Source organism: Dehalococcoidales bacterium, from assembly GCA_041656115.1.
Taxonomy (GTDB): domain Bacteria; phylum Chloroflexota; class Dehalococcoidia; order Dehalococcoidales; family UBA5627; genus UBA5627.
Genome location: JBBAED010000001.1, coordinates 123905 through 142904, shown reverse-complemented (window position 1 = coordinate 142904; position 19000 = coordinate 123905). Strand labels below are relative to the sequence as shown.

At 44.9% G+C, this 19000-nt stretch carries 19 protein-coding genes and 2 tRNA genes; 10 read left to right on the top strand and 11 right to left on the bottom strand.

The window, feature by feature from the left end:
- Positions 1-32 precede the first annotated feature (32 nt).
- The 3 genes from WC958_00660 to WC958_00650 form a co-directional block, all read right to left on the bottom strand.
- A complete protein-coding gene (locus WC958_00660; protein ID MFA5628764.1) occupies positions 33-1688 on the bottom strand; it encodes a DNA methyltransferase in 1656 nt (551 codons plus the stop codon).
- A gap of 182 nt (positions 1689-1870) precedes the next feature.
- Positions 1871-1943, bottom strand: a tRNA-Lys gene (locus WC958_00655).
- Between the two features lie 104 nt (positions 1944-2047).
- A tRNA-Val gene (locus WC958_00650) sits at positions 2048-2124 on the bottom strand.
- Between the two features lie 239 nt (positions 2125-2363).
- Here WC958_00650 and rpsB point away from each other — a divergent pair.
- From rpsB to ispG, 9 genes are all read left to right on the top strand, one after another.
- Entirely contained in the window at positions 2364-3131 is a 768-nt protein-coding gene (rpsB, locus tag WC958_00645; protein MFA5628763.1) for a 30S ribosomal protein S2, read from the top strand.
- Positions 3132-3166: 35 nt separating this feature from the next.
- On the top strand, positions 3167-3688 hold the full coding sequence (tsf, locus tag WC958_00640; protein MFA5628762.1) for a translation elongation factor Ts: 522 nt from the start codon (positions 3167-3169) through the stop codon (positions 3686-3688).
- Positions 3689-3699: 11 nt separating this feature from the next.
- Positions 3700-4422 (top strand): UMP kinase, encoded by a 723-nt coding sequence (pyrH, locus tag WC958_00635; protein ID MFA5628761.1) that lies wholly within the window; start codon positions 3700-3702, stop codon positions 4420-4422.
- Between the two features lie 4 nt (positions 4423-4426).
- Positions 4427-4984, top strand: a complete 558-nt coding sequence (gene frr, locus WC958_00630; GenBank protein ID MFA5628760.1) for a ribosome recycling factor — start codon at positions 4427-4429, stop codon at positions 4982-4984.
- A gap of 83 nt (positions 4985-5067) precedes the next feature.
- Positions 5068-5772, top strand: a complete 705-nt coding sequence (locus WC958_00625) for an isoprenyl transferase (protein ID MFA5628759.1) — start codon at positions 5068-5070, stop codon at positions 5770-5772.
- The gene (locus WC958_00620; GenBank protein ID MFA5628758.1) at positions 5773-6579 is read left to right on the top strand and encodes a phosphatidate cytidylyltransferase; all 807 of its coding nucleotides are present in this window, start codon (positions 5773-5775) and stop codon (positions 6577-6579) included.
- An 825-nt stretch (positions 6580-7404) separates the two neighbouring features.
- Positions 7405-8547 (top strand): 1-deoxy-D-xylulose-5-phosphate reductoisomerase, encoded by a 1143-nt coding sequence (locus tag WC958_00615; protein ID MFA5628757.1) that lies wholly within the window; start codon positions 7405-7407, stop codon positions 8545-8547.
- On the top strand, positions 8547-9794 hold the full coding sequence (rseP, locus tag WC958_00610) for an RIP metalloprotease RseP (protein MFA5628756.1): 1248 nt from the start codon (positions 8547-8549) through the stop codon (positions 9792-9794). Before WC958_00615 ends, rseP begins: the two co-directional genes overlap by 1 nt.
- Before the next feature lie 12 nt (positions 9795-9806).
- Positions 9807-10862 (top strand): flavodoxin-dependent (E)-4-hydroxy-3-methylbut-2-enyl-diphosphate synthase, encoded by a 1056-nt coding sequence (ispG, locus tag WC958_00605; protein ID MFA5628755.1) that lies wholly within the window; start codon positions 9807-9809, stop codon positions 10860-10862.
- A gap of 620 nt (positions 10863-11482) precedes the next feature.
- Here the strand turns inward: ispG and WC958_00600 are convergent.
- From WC958_00600 to WC958_00580, 5 genes are all read right to left on the bottom strand, one after another.
- Positions 11483-11935, bottom strand: a complete 453-nt coding sequence (locus WC958_00600) for a GatB/YqeY domain-containing protein (protein ID MFA5628754.1) — start codon at positions 11933-11935, stop codon at positions 11483-11485.
- Between the two features lie 14 nt (positions 11936-11949).
- On the bottom strand, positions 11950-12138 hold the full coding sequence (gene rpsU / locus WC958_00595) for a 30S ribosomal protein S21 (protein ID MFA5628753.1): 189 nt from the start codon (positions 12136-12138) through the stop codon (positions 11950-11952).
- Positions 12139-12931: 793 nt separating this feature from the next.
- Entirely contained in the window at positions 12932-13150 is a 219-nt protein-coding gene (locus WC958_00590) for a hypothetical protein (GenBank protein MFA5628752.1), read from the bottom strand.
- An 18-nt stretch (positions 13151-13168) separates the two neighbouring features.
- The gene (locus tag WC958_00585; GenBank protein ID MFA5628751.1) at positions 13169-15166 is read right to left on the bottom strand and encodes a hypothetical protein; all 1998 of its coding nucleotides are present in this window, start codon (positions 15164-15166) and stop codon (positions 13169-13171) included.
- Positions 15147-15413: a hypothetical protein gene (locus WC958_00580; protein ID MFA5628750.1), complete on the bottom strand. Its 267-nt coding sequence runs from the start codon at positions 15411-15413 to the stop codon at positions 15147-15149. Before WC958_00580 ends, WC958_00585 begins: the two co-directional genes overlap by 20 nt.
- 129 nt (positions 15414-15542) lie before the next feature.
- Between WC958_00580 and WC958_00575 the strand changes: the two genes are divergently transcribed.
- Entirely contained in the window at positions 15543-15779 is a 237-nt protein-coding gene (locus tag WC958_00575; protein ID MFA5628749.1) for a hypothetical protein, read from the top strand.
- 14 nt (positions 15780-15793) lie between these two features.
- On the opposite strand, the gene WC958_00570 is transcribed toward WC958_00575, so the two are convergent.
- From WC958_00570 to WC958_00560, 3 genes are all read right to left on the bottom strand, one after another.
- Entirely contained in the window at positions 15794-16636 is an 843-nt protein-coding gene (locus WC958_00570; protein ID MFA5628748.1) for a hypothetical protein, read from the bottom strand.
- 893 nt (positions 16637-17529) lie between these two features.
- Positions 17530-18450 (bottom strand): major capsid protein, encoded by a 921-nt coding sequence (locus WC958_00565; GenBank protein ID MFA5628747.1) that lies wholly within the window; start codon positions 18448-18450, stop codon positions 17530-17532.
- A 93-nt stretch (positions 18451-18543) separates the two neighbouring features.
- The gene (locus WC958_00560) at positions 18544-18999 is read right to left on the bottom strand and encodes a hypothetical protein (GenBank protein ID MFA5628746.1); all 456 of its coding nucleotides are present in this window, start codon (positions 18997-18999) and stop codon (positions 18544-18546) included.
- Position 19000: the final 1 nt, after the last annotated feature.

The following is a 19000-nucleotide window of genomic DNA, read 5'->3' as shown; positions in this document are numbered from 1 at the left end:
AATCCGTTATCAAAATGTTATCAAAAAAGCGACTAAAACATCTTGCCTTGCTCTTCGCCGTTATCCTTTTTTAATCTTTGCGCTCTTTTAAATGTGGCTTCCGGAGCATATCTCGGGTATTCTATTTTTTTGCCATCTAATAATTCTTGAATTGTTAATATCTGCATTTTTGGATAATAATGACCCGGGAAGAACTCGGGTTCATAAAAACCTGCTGCAACCGCCTCATCTTTCATTGGCTTGGTGGGCTCCTCAAGCGTTACGTAAACGCCGATTTGTGCCTTTTCACGTTCTACAACACCTTTAAGGTCTCTTATATGGCTAGAACTAACGTGCCCACTTTTTACCTGAACTATAATTGTTTTGGCTTTGCCTGAATTATCATCAAAGAAGTTGATATAGCCATCGATGCCTTTATCTGCACCCTTCTTTTTATCCTGTGCAGGACGAGCATCAACTAAACCGAGTGCCCACCACTCGAATTGATATCTCCCCGAGTGCTCGCTTTTCTGCGCTAAATTTTTGGCGCTAGCCAGGTCGACAGGCTGACCGATTATTTCATATGGCGCTAATTCGTTACCAAAGGTATCGTGTAAGCGATTACGCATTAGGGTAATAGCAAGATGAGTTATATCTATACCTATCCACCGTCTATGTAACCTTTCGGCAACAGATATGCTTGTTCCGCAGCCACAAAATGGGTCAAGTACCAAATCTCCTTCATTACTGGACGCTTTTATGATACGCTCAAGCAGAGATTCAGGTTTTTGTGTTGGATAGCCCAACAGTTCAGTATGCCATGAATTTAGGGGTTTTATATCATCCCAAACGTCAGAAACTGGCTTTCCTGGATTTTCTATTTCATCATAGAATCTCTTGTATCTTGGGAAACCATTTTTAGTAAAGAAAATATACCCTGCTTTAAAAGCTTCATTAATTCTTTCTTGCCCCCATATCCAATGCATGCCTGACGGTGGTTTTATAAGTTTGTCTCCAAATATTCTTGGAGGTCCATCACCTCTTTGGGTAAGACTTAGAGAAAGATATTTACGACCAGTCTCGTCTTGATATTTAAAATATTTTTTAATATATTCCTCATCATATGGAACATATTGATGGTACCAAGTAAAAGTGTTAGTTTTACTGTATAAAAATATTATATCATGGCAACGCCCTAGACTTTTAGACTGTGCTTTAGAGGAGTAGGTTCTAGGCCATACAATATTATTCAAGAAACAATTTGCTCCAAAAATAGCATCCAATAGTAATTTTAAGTAATGACTGGCAGTTTGATCGCAATGAAGATAAATACTCCCTGTCGGTTTCAATACTCTGTGCAATTCCACTAATCGCTCAGCCATCATTACCAGATAAGCCATCATATCGTTCTGACCTAAAAACATACGGAAAGCCTGAATCAAATTCGCTAGTTTTTCTGGGCCATCACGAACTATTTCCTGATAAGCAAATTCAGATTCCTGTCCCCAATGCCACGTATCATCAAAGGCCGTAATTTGTGCCGCGGATTTTTCGCCGCTCTTTTCTTGGAAAAGAATGTTGTAGGTAGCGTTGGAATTGAAAGGGGGGTCGAGATAAATTAAATCAACGGACTCATCTGCGACATATCTTCTGAGTATGTCCAGATTGTCACCTAAGTATAATTTATTCTTCCAATCTTCTGTGCTCATTGATGCCTATAATTTACACTTATTATCACAAAGATGCAATATCTTTTTGCTAAACAGAGAATATCTTGTAAAAAAGCCTAAAACAGCCGGTAAACGAATTATAACCAAAGCAGAGCCGAAAAGATATCGTGAAAAATTTGACACAATTTTCAACACGGAAAATAAAGAGGGGAATCTGAATGTAGGCCGTACAGGTCTCGAACCTGTGACACCCTGATTAAAAGTCAGGTGCTCTACCAACTGAGCTAACGGCCCATAAGTTAGGTAATAGTTTAGCAAAAAAGCTATGTAATGCGCAAACCAAGCCAAAAACGGCTCAAGTGAGTGCGGGGAAAAAGGTTCTCCCTACTGTAACTACATGGTGGGCGATATTGGACTTGAACCAATGACCTCTTGCGTGTGAAGCAAGCGCTCTAACCAGCTGAGCTAATCGCCCGACACCATATTTTAGGTTATTGAATGCATATTTGTAAAGCAAAACTAGGGCATTCCAAAAGCTACCGCTTGCGGTTATTTCTTTCTTGTGGTATATCATAAGCGGGCTTGTAAAATCGTTTGCGCCTAAAGACGGATACCGTAAACTTGGAACGGCAAACGGTTTTGAATATTTACTACATAAAGTTAATTATGTTATACTAACATATTAATAAAGCATAACTAGAAAGAGGGATAAAATTGGCGGACACTGCTACAATTAAAGAATTACTGGAATCAGGTGCGCATTTTGGGCACCAGACAAGTCATTGGAATCCGCGTATGAAGAAATATATCTTCACTAAACGCAACGGGATTCACATTATCGACCTTGAACAGACAGCGACAATGCTGGAAGAGGCCTGCAAGTTTGTTAAAGAACTGGTTGCCGACGGGGGTAAAATCCTCTTTGTCGGAACAAAGAAACAGGCTCAGGACATCATTGAGGAAGAGGCAAAACGCTGTGAGATGTACTACATCAACCAACGCTGGGTTGGCGGTGTATTAACCAACTTCTCGGCAATTCAATCCAGAATCGATTATCTTGTAAAGCTGGAAGATCAGCAAGCAAAAGGTGATTTTGCGCGCCTTCCGAAGAAAGAAGCCTCTAAGCTTGGCGAAGAAATCGAAAAATTAAACAAAAACATGGGCGGTTTCAAAGAAATGACCAACCTGCCCGATGCCCTCTTTATTATAGATCCGGTTAAAGAAAAAATTGCCATTGTCGAAGCGCAAAAACTGGGTATTCCCATTATTGCCGTTGTCGACACCAATTGTCTGCCGGACATAATCGATTATCCGATTCCCGCTAACGACGACGCCATCAGAGCAATCAAGCTGATTACCGGCAAGATTGCAAATGCCGTTATCGCCGGCAGGAGCGGTGACATGCCCGTCTCATCCGAAGCCGAAGAAGCTGTTGCCGATGATGCCGCGGATGTCGCAACCGAAACTCAAGAAGAAGCTTAAATAATTTAAAACTAATAAAATTAGGGGGATAAACATTGGAAGTCTCTGCTGCTTGCATTAAAGAATTAAGAGAACAATGCGGTGCCGGTATTATGGATTGCCGTGCCGCTTTAGTTAAAACCGAAGGCGATATGGAAAAAGCACTGGAACTGTTAAGGGAACAGGGTTTTGCCAAAGCCGCCAAAAAGGCCGACAGAACCACCGAACAGGGATTGGTCGAGGCCTATATTCATTGCGGAGGACGCATCGGAGCGATGGTTGAAGTTAACTGTGAAACCGATTTCGTTGCCCGCACCGACGAATTTAAAGAACTTGCTCACAATATCGCAATGCAAGTTGCCGCTATGAATCCCGCATATATCTCCGAAGAAGATATCCCTGCCGATATGTGCGAAGAGGACCGAGCCGAATTGGATGTAAACAGTGTCTGTCTTTTAAAACAGGCCTATATCAAAGACCCTTCCCTGACAATCAATGACATTATCGTCAACAATATCGCCAAAATGGGAGAAAACATAAAGGTTAGTCGTATAGCACGATTTGATTTATCGGAATAAGTAGGTATTAAATGAGTGATACCAAGTACAAAAGAGTCTTACTGAAACTAAGCGGTGAGGCTTTCAGCGGTAACACTGCCTACGGCATTGACGCCTCTACCGTTATAAGAGTCGCAAAACAAATTAGCCACATTGTTGAGATGGGCGTCCAAGTAGCCGCTGTGATAGGTGCCGGCAATATCTGGCGCGGTGCCACTGCCGCTAAACAAGGTATCGATCGCGTTACCGCAGATTACGCCGGTATGCTGGCAACCGTTATTAACGCCCTGTCTTTACAAGATGCGCTGGAAAAGCAAGGGATTGTTACCAGAACTCTTTCGGCAATTACTATTGAACAAGTCGCCGAGCCGTACCTAATGCGACGTGCTATTCGGCATATGGAAAAAGGCCGCGTTATTATTCTGGCGGGCGGAACAGGCAACCCCTATATGACCACCGACACGGCTGCCGCCCTACGGGCGATTGAAATTGAGGCCGAAGTTCTGCTAATGAGCAAGAATAATGTTGACGGTGTTTACAGCGCCGATCCGCTCAAAGATAAAACCGCTAAAAAGTTTGATCATTTGACGTATTTGGACGTACTTAACAAGCGCTTACAGGTAATGGACTCGACTGCGCTTTCGCTATGCTTGGAAAACGGTTTGCCGATTATCGTTTTCGACCTTCAAGCCCCCAACAGCTTGGAAAGGCTGGTAATGGGAGAACACATCGGTACATTAATAAACGACGGGTAGTGATATGATAGAAGAAGTTTTGTTAACAATGGACCAAAAAATGCAGACCACCTTGGATGTGCTCAAGAAAGACCTAAGCGGTATCCGCACCGGCAGAGCCACACCGGCGATGGTCGAAAATGTCAGGGTTGAATATGCCGAAACCACTATGCCTATCAGTCATATCGCCGGTATTTCCGTTTCCGGTTCTAATTTGTTAATCATCCAACCTTGGGACCCCGGCACTCTGAAGGCAATTGAAAAAGCGATTCTTAAATCCAACCTTGGGCTTACCCCCAACAATGACGGTATTTCAATCAGGCTGGCAGTCCCTCCGCTTTCAAACGAAAGGCGACTCGAGCTGATTAAAATCGTTAAGGCAAGGGTTGAAGAAGGAAAGATAATTATTCGCAACCTGCGCCGAGATGCGTCAGAAGAACTAAAAAAATTAGAGAAAGATAAGGAAATTTCCCAAGATGATCTCAGACGAGCATTGGATAAGGTGCAAAAGATTACCGATAATTCCGTTGCACTTGCCGATGAGGCCAGAGACAACAAAGAAAAAGAATTGATGGAAGTTTAGAATATTCCTATTCCGAAATAATCATCTTTAGTGTATAATACCTCTGTATTGCGAGCTAAGTTCAGAATATAGAGGTATTTTTATTGGCAGCGAAAGATATCACCCCACTCCCCCACCACATTGCTTTTATTATGGACGGAAACGGAAGGTGGGCCAAGAAACGCGGTCTCCCCAGAAAAGCCGGCCATGCCGCCGGTACTAAAAATATACTTGTCCTAATAAAAACGCTTGCCAAATACGGCATCAAATACGTTACGCTCTATTCGTTTTCCACCGAAAATTGGAATCGCCCGAATGAAGAAATCCGGGGGATATTGGAAATTTTAGGGCAATCCATTAAAGAGGAACTGCCGGAGCTGCATAAAAACGGGGTTAAACTAAACCATATCGGAAACCTTGCCAACCTCCCTACGGAAACCGCAGAAGCAATAACAGACGCAATCAAGCTTACCGAAAATAACAGTTTAATGACTTTAACATTAGCTTTTGATTACGGCGGGCGTGCCGAGATTGTAAATGCGGCAAAGAATATCGTTGCGGATAAAATCCCCGTTGAGGATATTAACGAAGAACTGTTTGAGAGTTATCTCTATACCAAAAATTTAGAGGATGTGGATTTGGTTATCCGCACCGGCGGGGATATTCGCATCTCAAACTTTTTGCTGTGGCAATCCGCTTACAGTGAATTCTACTTTACCGATGTATTATGGCCCGATTTTAACGAAAAGGAAATTAAAAAGGCTTTGGAAACTTTTAGCCGAAGGGAAAGGCGCTACGGCGGGGTTTAAATGCTGAAAGCCAGACTTTTAACTGCTTTTGTATTGTTGCCTATGGTTATTGGGGCCGTTTGGTTTGACCAACCGCTGCCTTGGCTGACTGTGCTGGTTGTCGTTTGGGGGGCATTAGCCGTATCCGAATTCTATAAAACCGTTTCCAAATCCGCTACCGGACCGATTCCTTTTACCGCATTCGGCATAGTTATGACCGTCCTTCTTATAATTTCCCCTCATTTCAAAACCGATAACCTGCTTCCGATTCTTATCACAATTGCCGTTGTGGTTCCGATTTTTGGAATGCTAATGCGCAAGAATAAAGGAGATGCCTTTGCGAGTTGGGCCTGGACGCTGGCGGGGATTTTCTATATCGGTTGGCTTTTAAGCCATTTTGTTTTACTAAGGGATCTGGAAATGGGGCGTGAATGGGTCTTTTTTGCACTGTTGGTTAACGTCGCCTCGGATACCTTTGCCTATTTTATCGGTAAAACTTGGGGTAAGCATAAACTGGCCCCCAGTGTAAGCCCCAAGAAAACTACGGAAGGCGCTCTTGGAGGGGTTTTGGGGGCTGTCTTGATTGGGCTGGGGCTGGTATGGTTATTTGGATTACCGATAAATTACGGAGTTGCCATTTTATTGGCTGTTTTAGTTAGCATATTCGGACAATTCGGTGATTTGTTTGAATCACTTTTTAAGCGCAATATGGCAATCAAAGATTCCGGAAAAACCCTGCCCGGACACGGCGGTTTCCTCGACCGTATTGATAGTCTGCTCTTTGCCGGGGTTATTGTCTATTATTTTGTAGTGCTGTTTGTTAATTAGAGGGCTACTTCTTCTTTCTTTATCTTTCGGGACATCCCTCTTTTATCCTTGTTAGACCATTCCCTTTTGTCATTCTGGCGCCCCCTTTTGTCTTTGTGAGACTTTTCCTGATAGAGAAGGCGAAGCAATCCTCCTTTGTCTTTGCGAGCGCAGCGAAGCAATCTCATATAGATTAAATTCGTTGGAGATTGCCACGTCACTCGCCTAACGGCTCGTTCCTCGCAAAGACAATCCAAATTCCGAGCACCCTGAGCCCGTCGAAGGGTCTGAGCCTGCCGAAGAATCTGAGGGTTGGCGGATAGTGCAGTGTTCGGTTACTCTTTAAACGGTAGGACGATGCCTTTTTTTTGACTCTGAGGTAGCCTCATAGCCTATATTTCACAGTCTCTTAGATCCTTCACTCCGTTCAGGATGACAAGGGAGAGATTGCCACGTCATTCGCCAAAGGCTCATTCCTCGCAAAGACAATCCAAATTCCGAGCACCCTGAGCCTGTCGAAGGGTCTGAACCTGTCGAAGAATCTGGGAGTTGGCGAATAGTGCAACGTTCGGTTGCGGATTTTAGGGTAGAGCGTCGCCTTTTTTGACTCTGAGGTAGCCTCATAGCTTGTATTCCCCGTCCTCTTAGATCCTTCACTCCGTTCAGGATGACAAGAGCGAGATTGCCATGAGCCTGTCGAAGGGTCCAACGAACGAGGGGAAACAAGGATTACTGTCCGGCCGCCGTTATGGTTCGACAAGCTCACCACGAACGGCTGGGGTAGACCATGCATCAACAAACGCCAGCGTAGCCTCAAAGCGGCAATTGTTGTATGATATTAGTACTATGACTAATGCGATTACAAATCTGGTTATATTGGGTTCTACCGGCTCCATCGGCCAACAAACTCTGGATGTAATACGAGCCCTACCCGATAGATTTAATGTCATCGGGCTGGCCGCCGGTGGAAATATCCAACTTCTTAAAGAACAAATCAAAGAATTTAGCCCCCAATATTACTACTGTACCGATAAACCTGCACTAACACTTTCCTCGGATTCACGTTATCTAAATATGGAGGAAATGTCTGCTCTGCCGGAAGCCGATATCGTAGTGGTTGCAACTCCCGGAGGCGCCGGATTGAAACCGACGCTGGCGGCAGTCAGAGCCGGTAAAAAAATAGCCCTTTCCAATAAGGAAGCGCTGGTTTCGGCGGGAAGCGTTATTATGTCGGAAGCAGAAAAGCACAAGGCAGAGATTCTACCGGTAGATAGCGAGCACAGCGCAATTTGGCAATGCTTTGAAGGAGAAGACAGGGAAAACGCCAAGATAGTTTTAACAGCGTCCGGAGGACCGTTCAGAGGCTATTCAAAGGAGCAACTGGCCGAGGTAACACCGGAGCAAGCCTTAAAGCACCCTTCTTGGAAAATGGGTAAAAAGGTTACGATTGATTCGGCAACCCTCTTTAATAAAGGGATGGAAGTTATCGAAGCGCATTGGTTATTCGGTATTTCCTACGAAGATATCAGCGTCTTGGTTCATCCGCAAAGTATTATCCATTCAATGGTGGAATTTAAAGACGGGTCGGTTAAAGCGCAACTTGGCATTCCTGATATGCGGTTACCAATCCAATATGCACTTACTTACGGCAAGCGGTCGGATAATCCCGCAATACCGAGAATCGACTGGCGAAAAATTAATAAATTGGATTTTGAACAGCCCAACACCGATGTTTTCCCCTGCTTAAAACTGGCAATCGATGCCGGAAAAGAAGGCGGGACCATGCCTGCCGTACTTTGCGCAGCGGATGAGGTGGCGGTGACGCTCTTTTTGGAATCTCGCATAAAATTTAACCATATTGCCGAATTAATTGAAAAAACCTTAGAAAAACACGCAAACATTAACAACCCGACACTTGAAAATATTTTTGCCGCCGACGATTGGGCAAGGGTTACAGCCATCGAACTTGCGGAGAATTTGAGTAAATAATGAATATACTAATCGCTTTTGTATTGCTCCTGCCGATTGCGGCAATTGCAGCTTTAATTTATAAGCATCGCCTTTTTAACCGTAAAGAACTAACGCTGGCGGTAGTGCTGGTTGCTGCCTTAGCTTATTTTGCTATCGCAATTATTGCGATAATCGCCACCGAACTTGCCGGTTATGAAATAGTAATTCCGGGGATGGGGCTAATTACAACCGTCGCCGCCTTCTTCTTTGTACTTATAATTGTGGTTTTAGCGCACGAGCTGGGACACTTTGCCACCGCCAAGGCTTGTGGGGTTAAGGTTGAAGAATTCGGGCTGGGTTTTCCGCCGCGGATAGCGGCATTCAAATACGGGGAAACCGAATATTCGCTAAACTTGGTCCCTTTGGGTGGTTTTACCAAAATAGCGGGAGAAGAGGACCCGCAAGTGGAACGCAGCCTCGCCGGCAAAGGTATCGGAACAAGGCTGCTTGTTTTAAGCGCCGGTTCAATTATGAATTTTATATTGCCGTTTTTACTGCTTACAATCGCTTTTATGGTTCCGCACAATGTCGTTACAGGAAATGTAAGCGTTGTTGAGATAGCCGGTAACTCACCGGCGGAATCAGCCGGTATTTTAGCGGGCGATCAAATAATCGAAATCAACGGTAAAACCGTTAATAATAACACCGATGTCAGCCGTTATATCCAAATGCACCTTGGGAATGAAATGAAGATTCTTTTGGAACGTACCGACGGGTCTCAAAAGACAGTAACCGTTGTTCCCAGATGGAATCCGCCCGAAGGACAAGGTGCGGTCGGCTTTGCTATCAGAACCGAAAACGCAATAATTGAAAAACAAAGTTTTAACCCGTGGGTTTCGTTTAAAAAGGGAACCGTTGAGGCATTTGAAACAATGGTGCTTTTTAAAAACGGAATTCTTAGTATGTTTATCGTTTCCGGAGCGACAACAGACCTGGTAGGGCCGGTCGGTATTGCGGAAATTACCGGGCAGGTTGCGCGTGCGGGTATCAGCCCCCTTTTGGAGTGGACCGCCTTTTTCAGCCTAAACTTAGCGATTATCAATTTGCTCCCGCTGCCGGCTCTTGACGGAGGGAGAATTATATTTGTATTGTTGGAATGGATTCGCCGCGGTAAAAAGGTTGCACCCGAAACCGAAGGCAAGATTCATTTCTTCGGATTCGTATTGCTGATTATGTTAATGATAGCTATCACTTTTCAGGATATCGCACGGATAATAGCCGAATAAGGGGATAAGAAAATGGTACAACGCAGAGTTTCAAAAGCAGTCAGAATCGGAGATGTAACTGTCGGCGGCGATGCTCCCATCGCAGTTCAATCAATGACCAAAACCGACACGCGTGACGTTAAAGCAACCGTCAAACAAATTAAAGAACTTGAAGAACACGGTTGTGAAATAATCCGCTGTGCGGTTCCGGATATGGAAGCGGCAACCGCCCTCGCCGAAATCAAAAAGAAGATTAGTATTCCGCTTGTCGCCGATATTCATTTTGATTACAGATTAGCGCTTGAAGCGATTAATTCGGGGGTGGACGGATTACGCCTCAACCCCGGTAATATCGGTGAAGCGGATAAGGTGACAGCCGTTGTTAACGCCGCAAAAGAAAGGGAAGTCCCGATTCGTATTGGGGTTAATGCCGGCAGCTTACCTCAGGACATAACCCCTGAGCTCCCACTTTCCCAAAAGATGGTCGTTGCGGCTATGAGGCATATCAAACTACTCGAAAACTTAGATTTTGATTTGGTAAAGGTTTCGCTTAAGGCCTTTAATGTTCCGACTACGATTGAAGCCTATAAACAAATTGCCGAAATAATCCCTTATCCTTTGCATATCGGGATTACCGAATCGGGGCCCTCCGGAAGCGGTATTATTCGCAGCGCTTGCGGTATAAGCCCCTTGCTTTACATGGGCATCGGAGACACCATTCGTGTATCACTTTCTGCCGACCCGGTTGAAGAAGTAATTACCGCCTACGAGATATTAAAAAGCTTGGATTTGAGGCATCGCGGCGCCGTACTTGTGAGCTGCCCTACCTGCGGCAGGACAGAGGTTGATTTAATTGAGATTGTAAAACAAGTCGAAGAGCGACTGGCTAAATTAAACAAACCGATTACAGTTGCCGTTATGGGCTGTGTTGTTAACGGACCCGGCGAGGCCAAAGATGCGGATATCGGAATCGCTTGCGGTAAAGGCAAAGCAGTGCTTTTTAGAAGAGGCGAAAAAATCTGTACGGTGGATGAGAAGGATTTTGTGGATGTGTTAATGAAAGAGGTGGAGGAGTTTGAGATAGAGTAAAATCTCAGAGTAAACTCTCTTTTTTCTTAGAATGACAATAATAGAAACGTCTTTGCGAGGAGCGAGCCTCTGGCGAATGACGTGGCAATCTCCAAGGAATTTAATCTATTAGAGATTGCTTCGCTGCGCTCGCAAAGACAAGAGGTTAGCCGTTCATGGTGAGCCTGTCGAACCATAACGGCAATCGAATAGTAATCCTCGTTTTCTCCTTGTTCGGAGTACCCTTCGACAGGCTCAGGGCGAACGAGTGGTTTGTCATCCTGAACAAAGTGAAGGATCTAAGAGGACGGGAAATACAAGCTATGAGGTGTCCTCTGCATCAAAGAAGGGGCATCGTCCTACTATAGAATCCGTAGCCGAACGGTGCACTATTCGCCAACTCCCAGATTCTTCGACAAGCTCAGAATGACAAGTTATAAACGTCTTTGCGAGGAATGAGCCGTTAGACGAATGACGTGGCAATCTCATACGGATTTGTTAGAGATTGCTTCGCTGCGCTCGCAAAGACGAAGGAGAGTTGCATCGCCTTCCCTATCGAGAATGGACTCGCAAAGACAAATGAAAGGGCATAAAAAAAGAGGGCTGTTACACCCTCTTTTTTGTTAAACTAATCTTAAAACCTACTGTTCGAGGAGTTCGTTCACTACCTCGTTGATAACCTGTCCGTCTGCTTTGCCTTTCAGTTGCGATACCAGTTTCCCCATCACTTTACCTTTATCCCTGGGGGTCTGAGCACCGACTTCTTCAATTACCTTACGGGCGGCAGTAACGACATCTTTCCTGCTCATCTGCTCCGGCAGGTATTTTTCAATTACAGCAAGTTCAGCCTCTTCTTTTTCCACCAAATCCGGACGATTGCCCTGTTTGAAAGCTAAAATACTTTCTTTATGCTGTTTGGCATCTTTGGCAATCACACCGATTAACTCGGTTTCTTCCAACTCACCGCGCTTTGCAATTTCAGCGTTGTGAATGGCGGAAAGAAGCATACGAATTACAGAACACGAGAGCCTATCGCCGCTCCTGAGCGCCTGTTTAAGATCGTCGTTAAGTTTTTGTTTTAAATCTGCTGACATCCGCTTAACGCCTCCTATCTTCTACTTGCTCTGGCAGCTTTGTTTGCTTGACGTCTGCTGGCTGCTTCTTTACGAGCACGCCTGGTCAACGGTTTCTGGTGACGACCTCTTCGGCGTACCTCGGACAGAATTCCGTCCTGTTGGACCTTCCTGTTGAACCGTTTTAACAAACTGTCGAAGCTTTCACCCTCATTGGCCTTCATAACTGTGGCCACTAGCATCAGCCTCCTTTGTGTTCTGATTATTGTAGAAACAACTACACCTCTTTGCTGAACCGGCAAAGAACATTTAATTTTATGTTATAAACGAGTAACGTGTCAAGGAGATTCAGATATCTCTCCAATAATTTTTTAAAAGAGTTACCGAACGTGCACTATCCCTTAACCCCCAGATTCTTCGCTACGCTCAGAATGACAATAAGGGAAACGTCTTTGCGAGGAGCGAGCCTTCAGCGAGTGACGTGGCAATCTCCTACGGATTTATATGAGATTGCTTCGCTGCGCTCGCAAAGACAAAGGTAGTGTCATCCTGAACGCAGTGAAGGATCTAAGAGGATAGGAAATATAGACTATTAGGTACCCCCAGAAACGAAAAAGAGGCATCGCCCTACCGTATAAAGAGTAACCGAACGGTGTACTATCCGCCAACCCCCAGATTCTTCGACAGGCTCAGAATGACAATAAGGGAAACGTCTTTGCGAGGAGGGAGCCTTCGGCGAGTGACGTGGCAATCTCCAACAAATTTTATCTATATGAGATTGCTTCGCCTTCCCTTCGGGAATGGTCTCGCAAAGACAAAAGTTTAGCCGTTCGTGGTGAGCCTGTCGAACCATAACGGCGGGCTGATAGCAATCCTTGTCCACCCCCATTCATGAGACCCTTCGACAGGCTCAGGGCGAACGGGAAGAAAAATGTCATCCTGAATGAAATGAAGGATCTAAGAGGACGGGGAATATAGACTATTAGGTTACCTCGGAGTCAAGACAGAGGAATCGCTCTACCGTATGTCGTAAACAGCGATTATCAGTGCATCTTTGGCACTGTAACTGTCATAAAAAAGGACGGCTACGTATCTTCCGGGAATCATCTCGCCAACAGAAATATTACGCGCTACGTTTATCCCTTCCGTAATCGTTTTATAATTTCCGCTTAGCATTACCGCCGCGGTATGGTTTGCGGCGCTAAAACTCTTTAACAATGCTTTTCCTATTATCATAAATTATATCCCTCTAAATTAAACCTTTCCCAACAGCAAAGTTTGGCTATACTTTCCGATGCGGGTTTCAAAAACGGTTTCAAGACCGATAACCCGCCTTTTGACATTTATAAGCCCCGCAACGCTGTCGTTTATGCCGATAACATCGTAAATTTGCTGTCCGCAGTTTGTCGGCACTTCGATATATCCTAAATCGTTAAAACTGCGATCTTTATTAAAAGTGTATTCCACACGCTTTTCGGCATCATTTACAGTGCCGATATTACCGTCTTGAATCGAAAGAAAACCCTCGCCGCTCTTTTTTATATCTTCGTAATCGTAATAATCGCCAATTAACGGCAAATTGTTGTAACCACTAAACCCCTCAACGCGAATATGATTAAATCTTGGGGCGGATATTTTGTATCCGGTACGGTTAATCGGATGAATGCCGTCCGTTTGAGGAAAGGAATACACATAAGATGATTCGCTATTTGTTAAAGGATTAACAATATAAGCGGTATCGCCTTCCGTAAAAAGCAGGTCAGGAACAAGCGACATTAATTTGTTTATAATGTCATCCCCTTTCATTCCGGGGTTGATATTAAAATCGGGGTACAAATTTTTGATTGCCTCTGATGCAGAAATAACCGCGGTGCGGACTCCCGCCCTTGCCAATATAAATTTCAACAAATCAAGAATATTTTGCTCCGAACCTTCGGCATTCCAGCGGTATTGTTGTTTGGCAGCCCAGCAGCTTATTTTTCCCCACCCGTTTGTTGCATGCAAAACCAATTTTGCCAAGCCGTTGGAGTTTATAAACTCACAGGCCTGCAGGGTAAAAGATTCCGTTTTACCGCTTTCAAACCCGTTTGCGGTTAGATAGCCGAGGCTTAAGTCCAGCCGGCAGCCGATTTCAAGCGGGGGCTCTAATTCCAAACCGGTATTACCGCCAAGAAGTTCTACGGTTAGCTTGCCTTCGGCGCAAATTGTCTTTTGTTTAAGGGCAACAATACGGCTCGAAAGGTCGATTTGTTCTGTTTTAAGCGGCGCTTTCCAAACACCGTTAGCGCAAGACAGCCAAGAATAGTTTTTATCGTGCGCTATTGCCAGCCCGTATTCAGATGTTATATCAAAAGGTTGCGGCTCTTGCCATAGGTTATCACCGAAGTTCTCCGCGGTTTGGATATGGAAAGGCCGGGAATAAGATCCAATTCCGCTGTATTTTTCAATATAAAAGCACCTAAAAAGATCGGGCTTATCCAAAAAGGCATAGTAGTAGCCAAAACTGCCCTCAGACGGCGCTTCGGCAATTGTTTGCGGTTCTCCCCACCCCCCAACAGGTAACACCCCGCCGTCTCCGTAAACCAGGCTTCTGAGGCAAAAATTACCGATAATATCCTTACCGGTAATAAAGATGTTCCAATCGCTGTCGTAAACCGCCGATACCCCCGAAAGTTCTCCGCTTGTTTTATCCCATGCGGCTTTGGGTTGCCATTCCCCGTTAATTTTTTGTTTGATATAAAGGGTTGTCTGATCGGCAAAAAATAACGCCAAATCACCGTTCGGTTTATAAGCGGCGCAAATGCCGTTAACAGCCGTTGTCGGGGTGTAATCGATAATATTGGCTTCCGACCAGGTTATCCCGCAATCGCTGCTTACAATCTGTTGGATTTTACGGTCGCTTTTAATCCAAAAGACTGATACCGTATCCCCCAGTGCCGCGGCGGCAACAATAACCGCATTGTATTGGCCGGTATATTGCCACAAGCTAAAGTCAGGTTCTTCGTTTGGGTTGGCAATCCGTTGAATATAAAGTTTGCGGGAGTCGGCGGGATGGGTAATCCTCGCTCGGATTAACGAACCGTCTGAGGTTACCGCCAGCGCATGAAAATATTCCGTTTCGTTTCCGTTATAAACCCTTTGCCATTTCAGATTTAATCCTCCGCTTATTTTATTGGAAGCGACCAGCTTTATGTAAGGGATGCGGCTTGGCTCTCTTTGGGCTCTTAACAGGCTATCGGTCAGATTTATCATCCGCTTGTTCGTCTCCTTTCTGATTGGGAATATACTCCTTGCCCCAAAAGAGGTGTCCGGCAATATATCCCGATGTAAAAGTTAAAAACATCCAAAGTAAGTGAGGCCTTAGCCAATGCCCCAGAAATATACCGATTGTCACCAGCCCGATAATGCATAAGCCTTCGTATTTATGCCAAATATCACGCAAAATATATGTCCACGGCCTGCCGCCGATAACCTTCCAAATTGCTTTATAAATATTCATAAAATAGTTTCCTTTAGTTGCAATTGTTTATTATTATTGTTTTTGTATATAATGCTTCTGGCCGATACATTTGGAACATCCCGAATATCGGCCGGATTTTAGGATACGTAAAAGGAGGTTGGCAACACAATGTTATATTTTGGATTTTTGTTTATCTTTGCCGGTTGGATTGTTCAGATTTATCAGGTGATATCCAGGAAAGATAAATCGGTTAACTTACTGCTGCCTATCTTTTACGGAGCCGGCAGTTTACTGCTGTTCGCCGACAGTTTTATCGGCGGCAATGCGATTGCCGGTTTATTAAATGCCCTTTGTGTCATATTGGTAATGATTCTCTTTGCCGTTGTATTTACAACAAAGAAATAATTAGCGGTCGGCGGTTAAAATTGCTTAACCGCCGATATTTTCGGGAAAGGTAACTGATAGGCTCTGTACAAACGGTTTATGCGTAAACGGTTGTTATGGCCTCGTTTCTTTAGCTCGCCTCGAAAATAATTGATTTTCGCTTCACCCCAGCGCAGGAATTCTTTGGCGGTATAATCGCCGCCGGTGTTAATCCGGTTTACGGAATAGATTGCCAGCTCCACGGCGGCGTACCCGCAAGCGCCGCAAATAACCAATTCTTCCAAATGCGACGGGATTTCGGATTCTGCCTCGGTTACGGAATATGCTTTTTTATAGTAGATGCAGATATTCTCACCGTTGGGAACAGGCCCGTCCGTAAGCGTGAGTACGTTAGTATTAACTATAAAGCGGCGATAATAACGCGGGAAGAGATGAAGCGGATATCCTGCCGCATAGATTGAAATCCTATCCGTAATTTGCGAAATATCAACATCTCTTGAGCCGCCGGTTGTTGGGATTGTTGCTGTTCGTTGCAGCGGAATGGCGATTGAAAGGTCGTTTGTGGCGTGTAAGATGTGCCTTTCTATCTCGCTGTCATCCCAGCGGTAGTTATTTGAGTCGTTATCGTGCAAATCGATTCTGACGTATTCTTTAAGTTTGGTTAATGTCGTTTTGTTTTCCTCCTTTGTTTTTGCAAGTTCTCCTGCTTCGGACGCTCTGTTTTCTGTGTCTTTGCGAGTCCGTTCCTGACCGGAAAGACGAGCAATTTCCTTTGTCTTTGCGAGCGCAGCGAAGCAATCTCTAATAAATTCGTAGGAGATTGCCGCGTCATTCGCCTGACGGCTCACTCCTCGCAAAGACGTTTCTACTATTGTCATTCTGAGCCTGCCGAAGAATCTAGGGGTTAACGAATAGTGCAGTGTTCGGTTACTCTTTATACGATAGAGCGATGCCACTTTTTTATTGCCGAGGTCACCTAATAGCCTGTGCTTCCCGTCCTCTTAGATCCTTCATTTCATTCAGGATGACAAGGGTGAGATTGCCACGTCATTCGCCTGACGGCTCTCTCCTCGCAAAGACGTTAAAAAACTCGTTCGCCCTGAGCTTGTCGAAGGGTTCCACGAACGGGGAGAAACAAGAATTACTGTTCGACCGCCGTTATGGTTCGACAAGCTCACCACGAACGGCTGGGGCATTCCTAGTATTGTCATTCTGAGCTTGCCGAAGAATCTGGGAGTCGACGAATAGTCCACCGTTCGGGTGCTCTTTATACGGTAGAGCGATTCCTCTTTTATAATTCTGAGGATGCCTCATAGCCTATATTTCCCGTCCTCTTATATCCTTCATTTCATTCAGGATGACAAAAGCGAGATTGCCACGTCATTCGCCTAACGGCTCACTCCTCGCAAAGACGTTAAAAAACTTGTTCGCCCTGAGCCTGTCGAAGGGTCTCACGAACGGGAAGAAACGAGGATTACTGTTCGACCGCCGTTATGGTTCGACAAGCTCACCACGAACGGCTAGGGCTTCCTTTTTGTCGTTGTAGACTCCTCCTTTGTCATTCTGAGCCTGCCGAAGAATCTAGGGGTTGGCGAATAGTGTACAGTTCGGTTACTCTTTATACGATAGAGCGATGCCTCTTTTTTGTTGCAGAAGACGCCTCATAGCCTGTGTTTCTGTCCTCTTAGATCCTTCACTTCGTTCAGGATGACAAGAGCTAGATTGCCACATCATTCGCTAAACACTCGTTCCTCGCAAAGACAATTCTGTCCTAATCCTTAACCCCAATCAGAGCCGCCGCCTTAACCGATGAAAAGAGCGCCATGGAACAATACCACTTGACGCGTGTGCGCGAGGCATCTTTGTTTTCAAGCTGCCCAAGCGATTCCACCTGTAAAAATCCCGGCCCGGAAAGACCGCAGAGCGCTCCTTCTCCGAATTGGAGTGCATAAATAGTAGAACACCCTCCGCCGATTACTGCCGTTTCCACCCCGTCTTCCACGATATGCGTATCTAAAATCCAGTCGTTAACCCCAATCGGAATCCCGTCCCACAGTTGAATAAAATTACCCCAGTTATCGGATTCGGTTGCCAGCATACTGCCGGTGCCTCTCACCAATGAATTGATTTTGCGCCTTAAACGACGGCTCATTAGCAGCATATCCGGCTTATCACCCTTTACGGCATCAATAAGTTCATCCAAGCAGTCCAGCGTCAGGGAACCGCCCGTTGCCGATACCGAAATTACCCGATTACTTTCTGTTTCCGTATCAATCAGCTTACGGATACCGTCAAACTGCTTTGCGTTCAACTCCGAATCCCCGTAGATAAAAATTTCTTCGAATTTATGCCGTAACGCTTTGGCTTTCATTTCGATTACGGCAGCTTCCAAATCTTGAATATTACTGCGTGTCGCCTTTAAGAAGTTATCCACATCGGCATCGCCGCCGATTATTTTTAATGTGGCAGTCTTCTGTTCAAAGGTGGGAGTGGATTCTTTCCAAGATTCCCCGACATCGTAAAAATCAATACCGGGCAGAGTGTTTTCACGGTTATAGGTCAAGCTGTTACCCATCACTTCGATAAAAGGCAGTTTTTGCAGTATCGGCGAATCTTTAATAACGGTTTCCGCCACTCCGCGTATTAACATATCATTTGATAATTTTGATGCTTCGGTTAATGTTAAAGCCACTAAATTATTTCTCCTTTTTAACTGATTTATTGTTGACCGCTGCAGATTTGTTAAGCCTCTTCGGACTATCCATAACGTGCTCCGCAAACGGATTTACTTACTCTTATTCATTGCGTATTTAATTTTCTCAATCGGCGACAGACCTGATATATCAAAATCCCTTCTTACCGGCGCGCCAATCGGAATCTGCGTTGCCATTACCTCGTTTTCCAGCCCGCGCCTGATTTTATCGACCAATATTTTGGCGCTGATTAAGGAGTTGTTAATTTCCTCAATACTTGCCCCGCCCACCAGCTCCGCCGGTATTTCGGCGTGATTACCGATTGCCAAAGTTTTATAGTTTGATACCGCATCGGCCAGTTTGTTTTCAGCCTCCCGGTGCCTTTTTGCCAAGTCGGCAATTTCCCTTTCCAGCGCATTTATTTTGAGTTCTTTTCCGGCGGATATCTTTTCCGCTTCGCCGAGTTTTGCTTTTAGGTCGTTCAAATCATCTTTTTCGGATTCCTCTTGCAAGATATCTTCTGTTTGTATTTGGTCTGATTTACTCAAT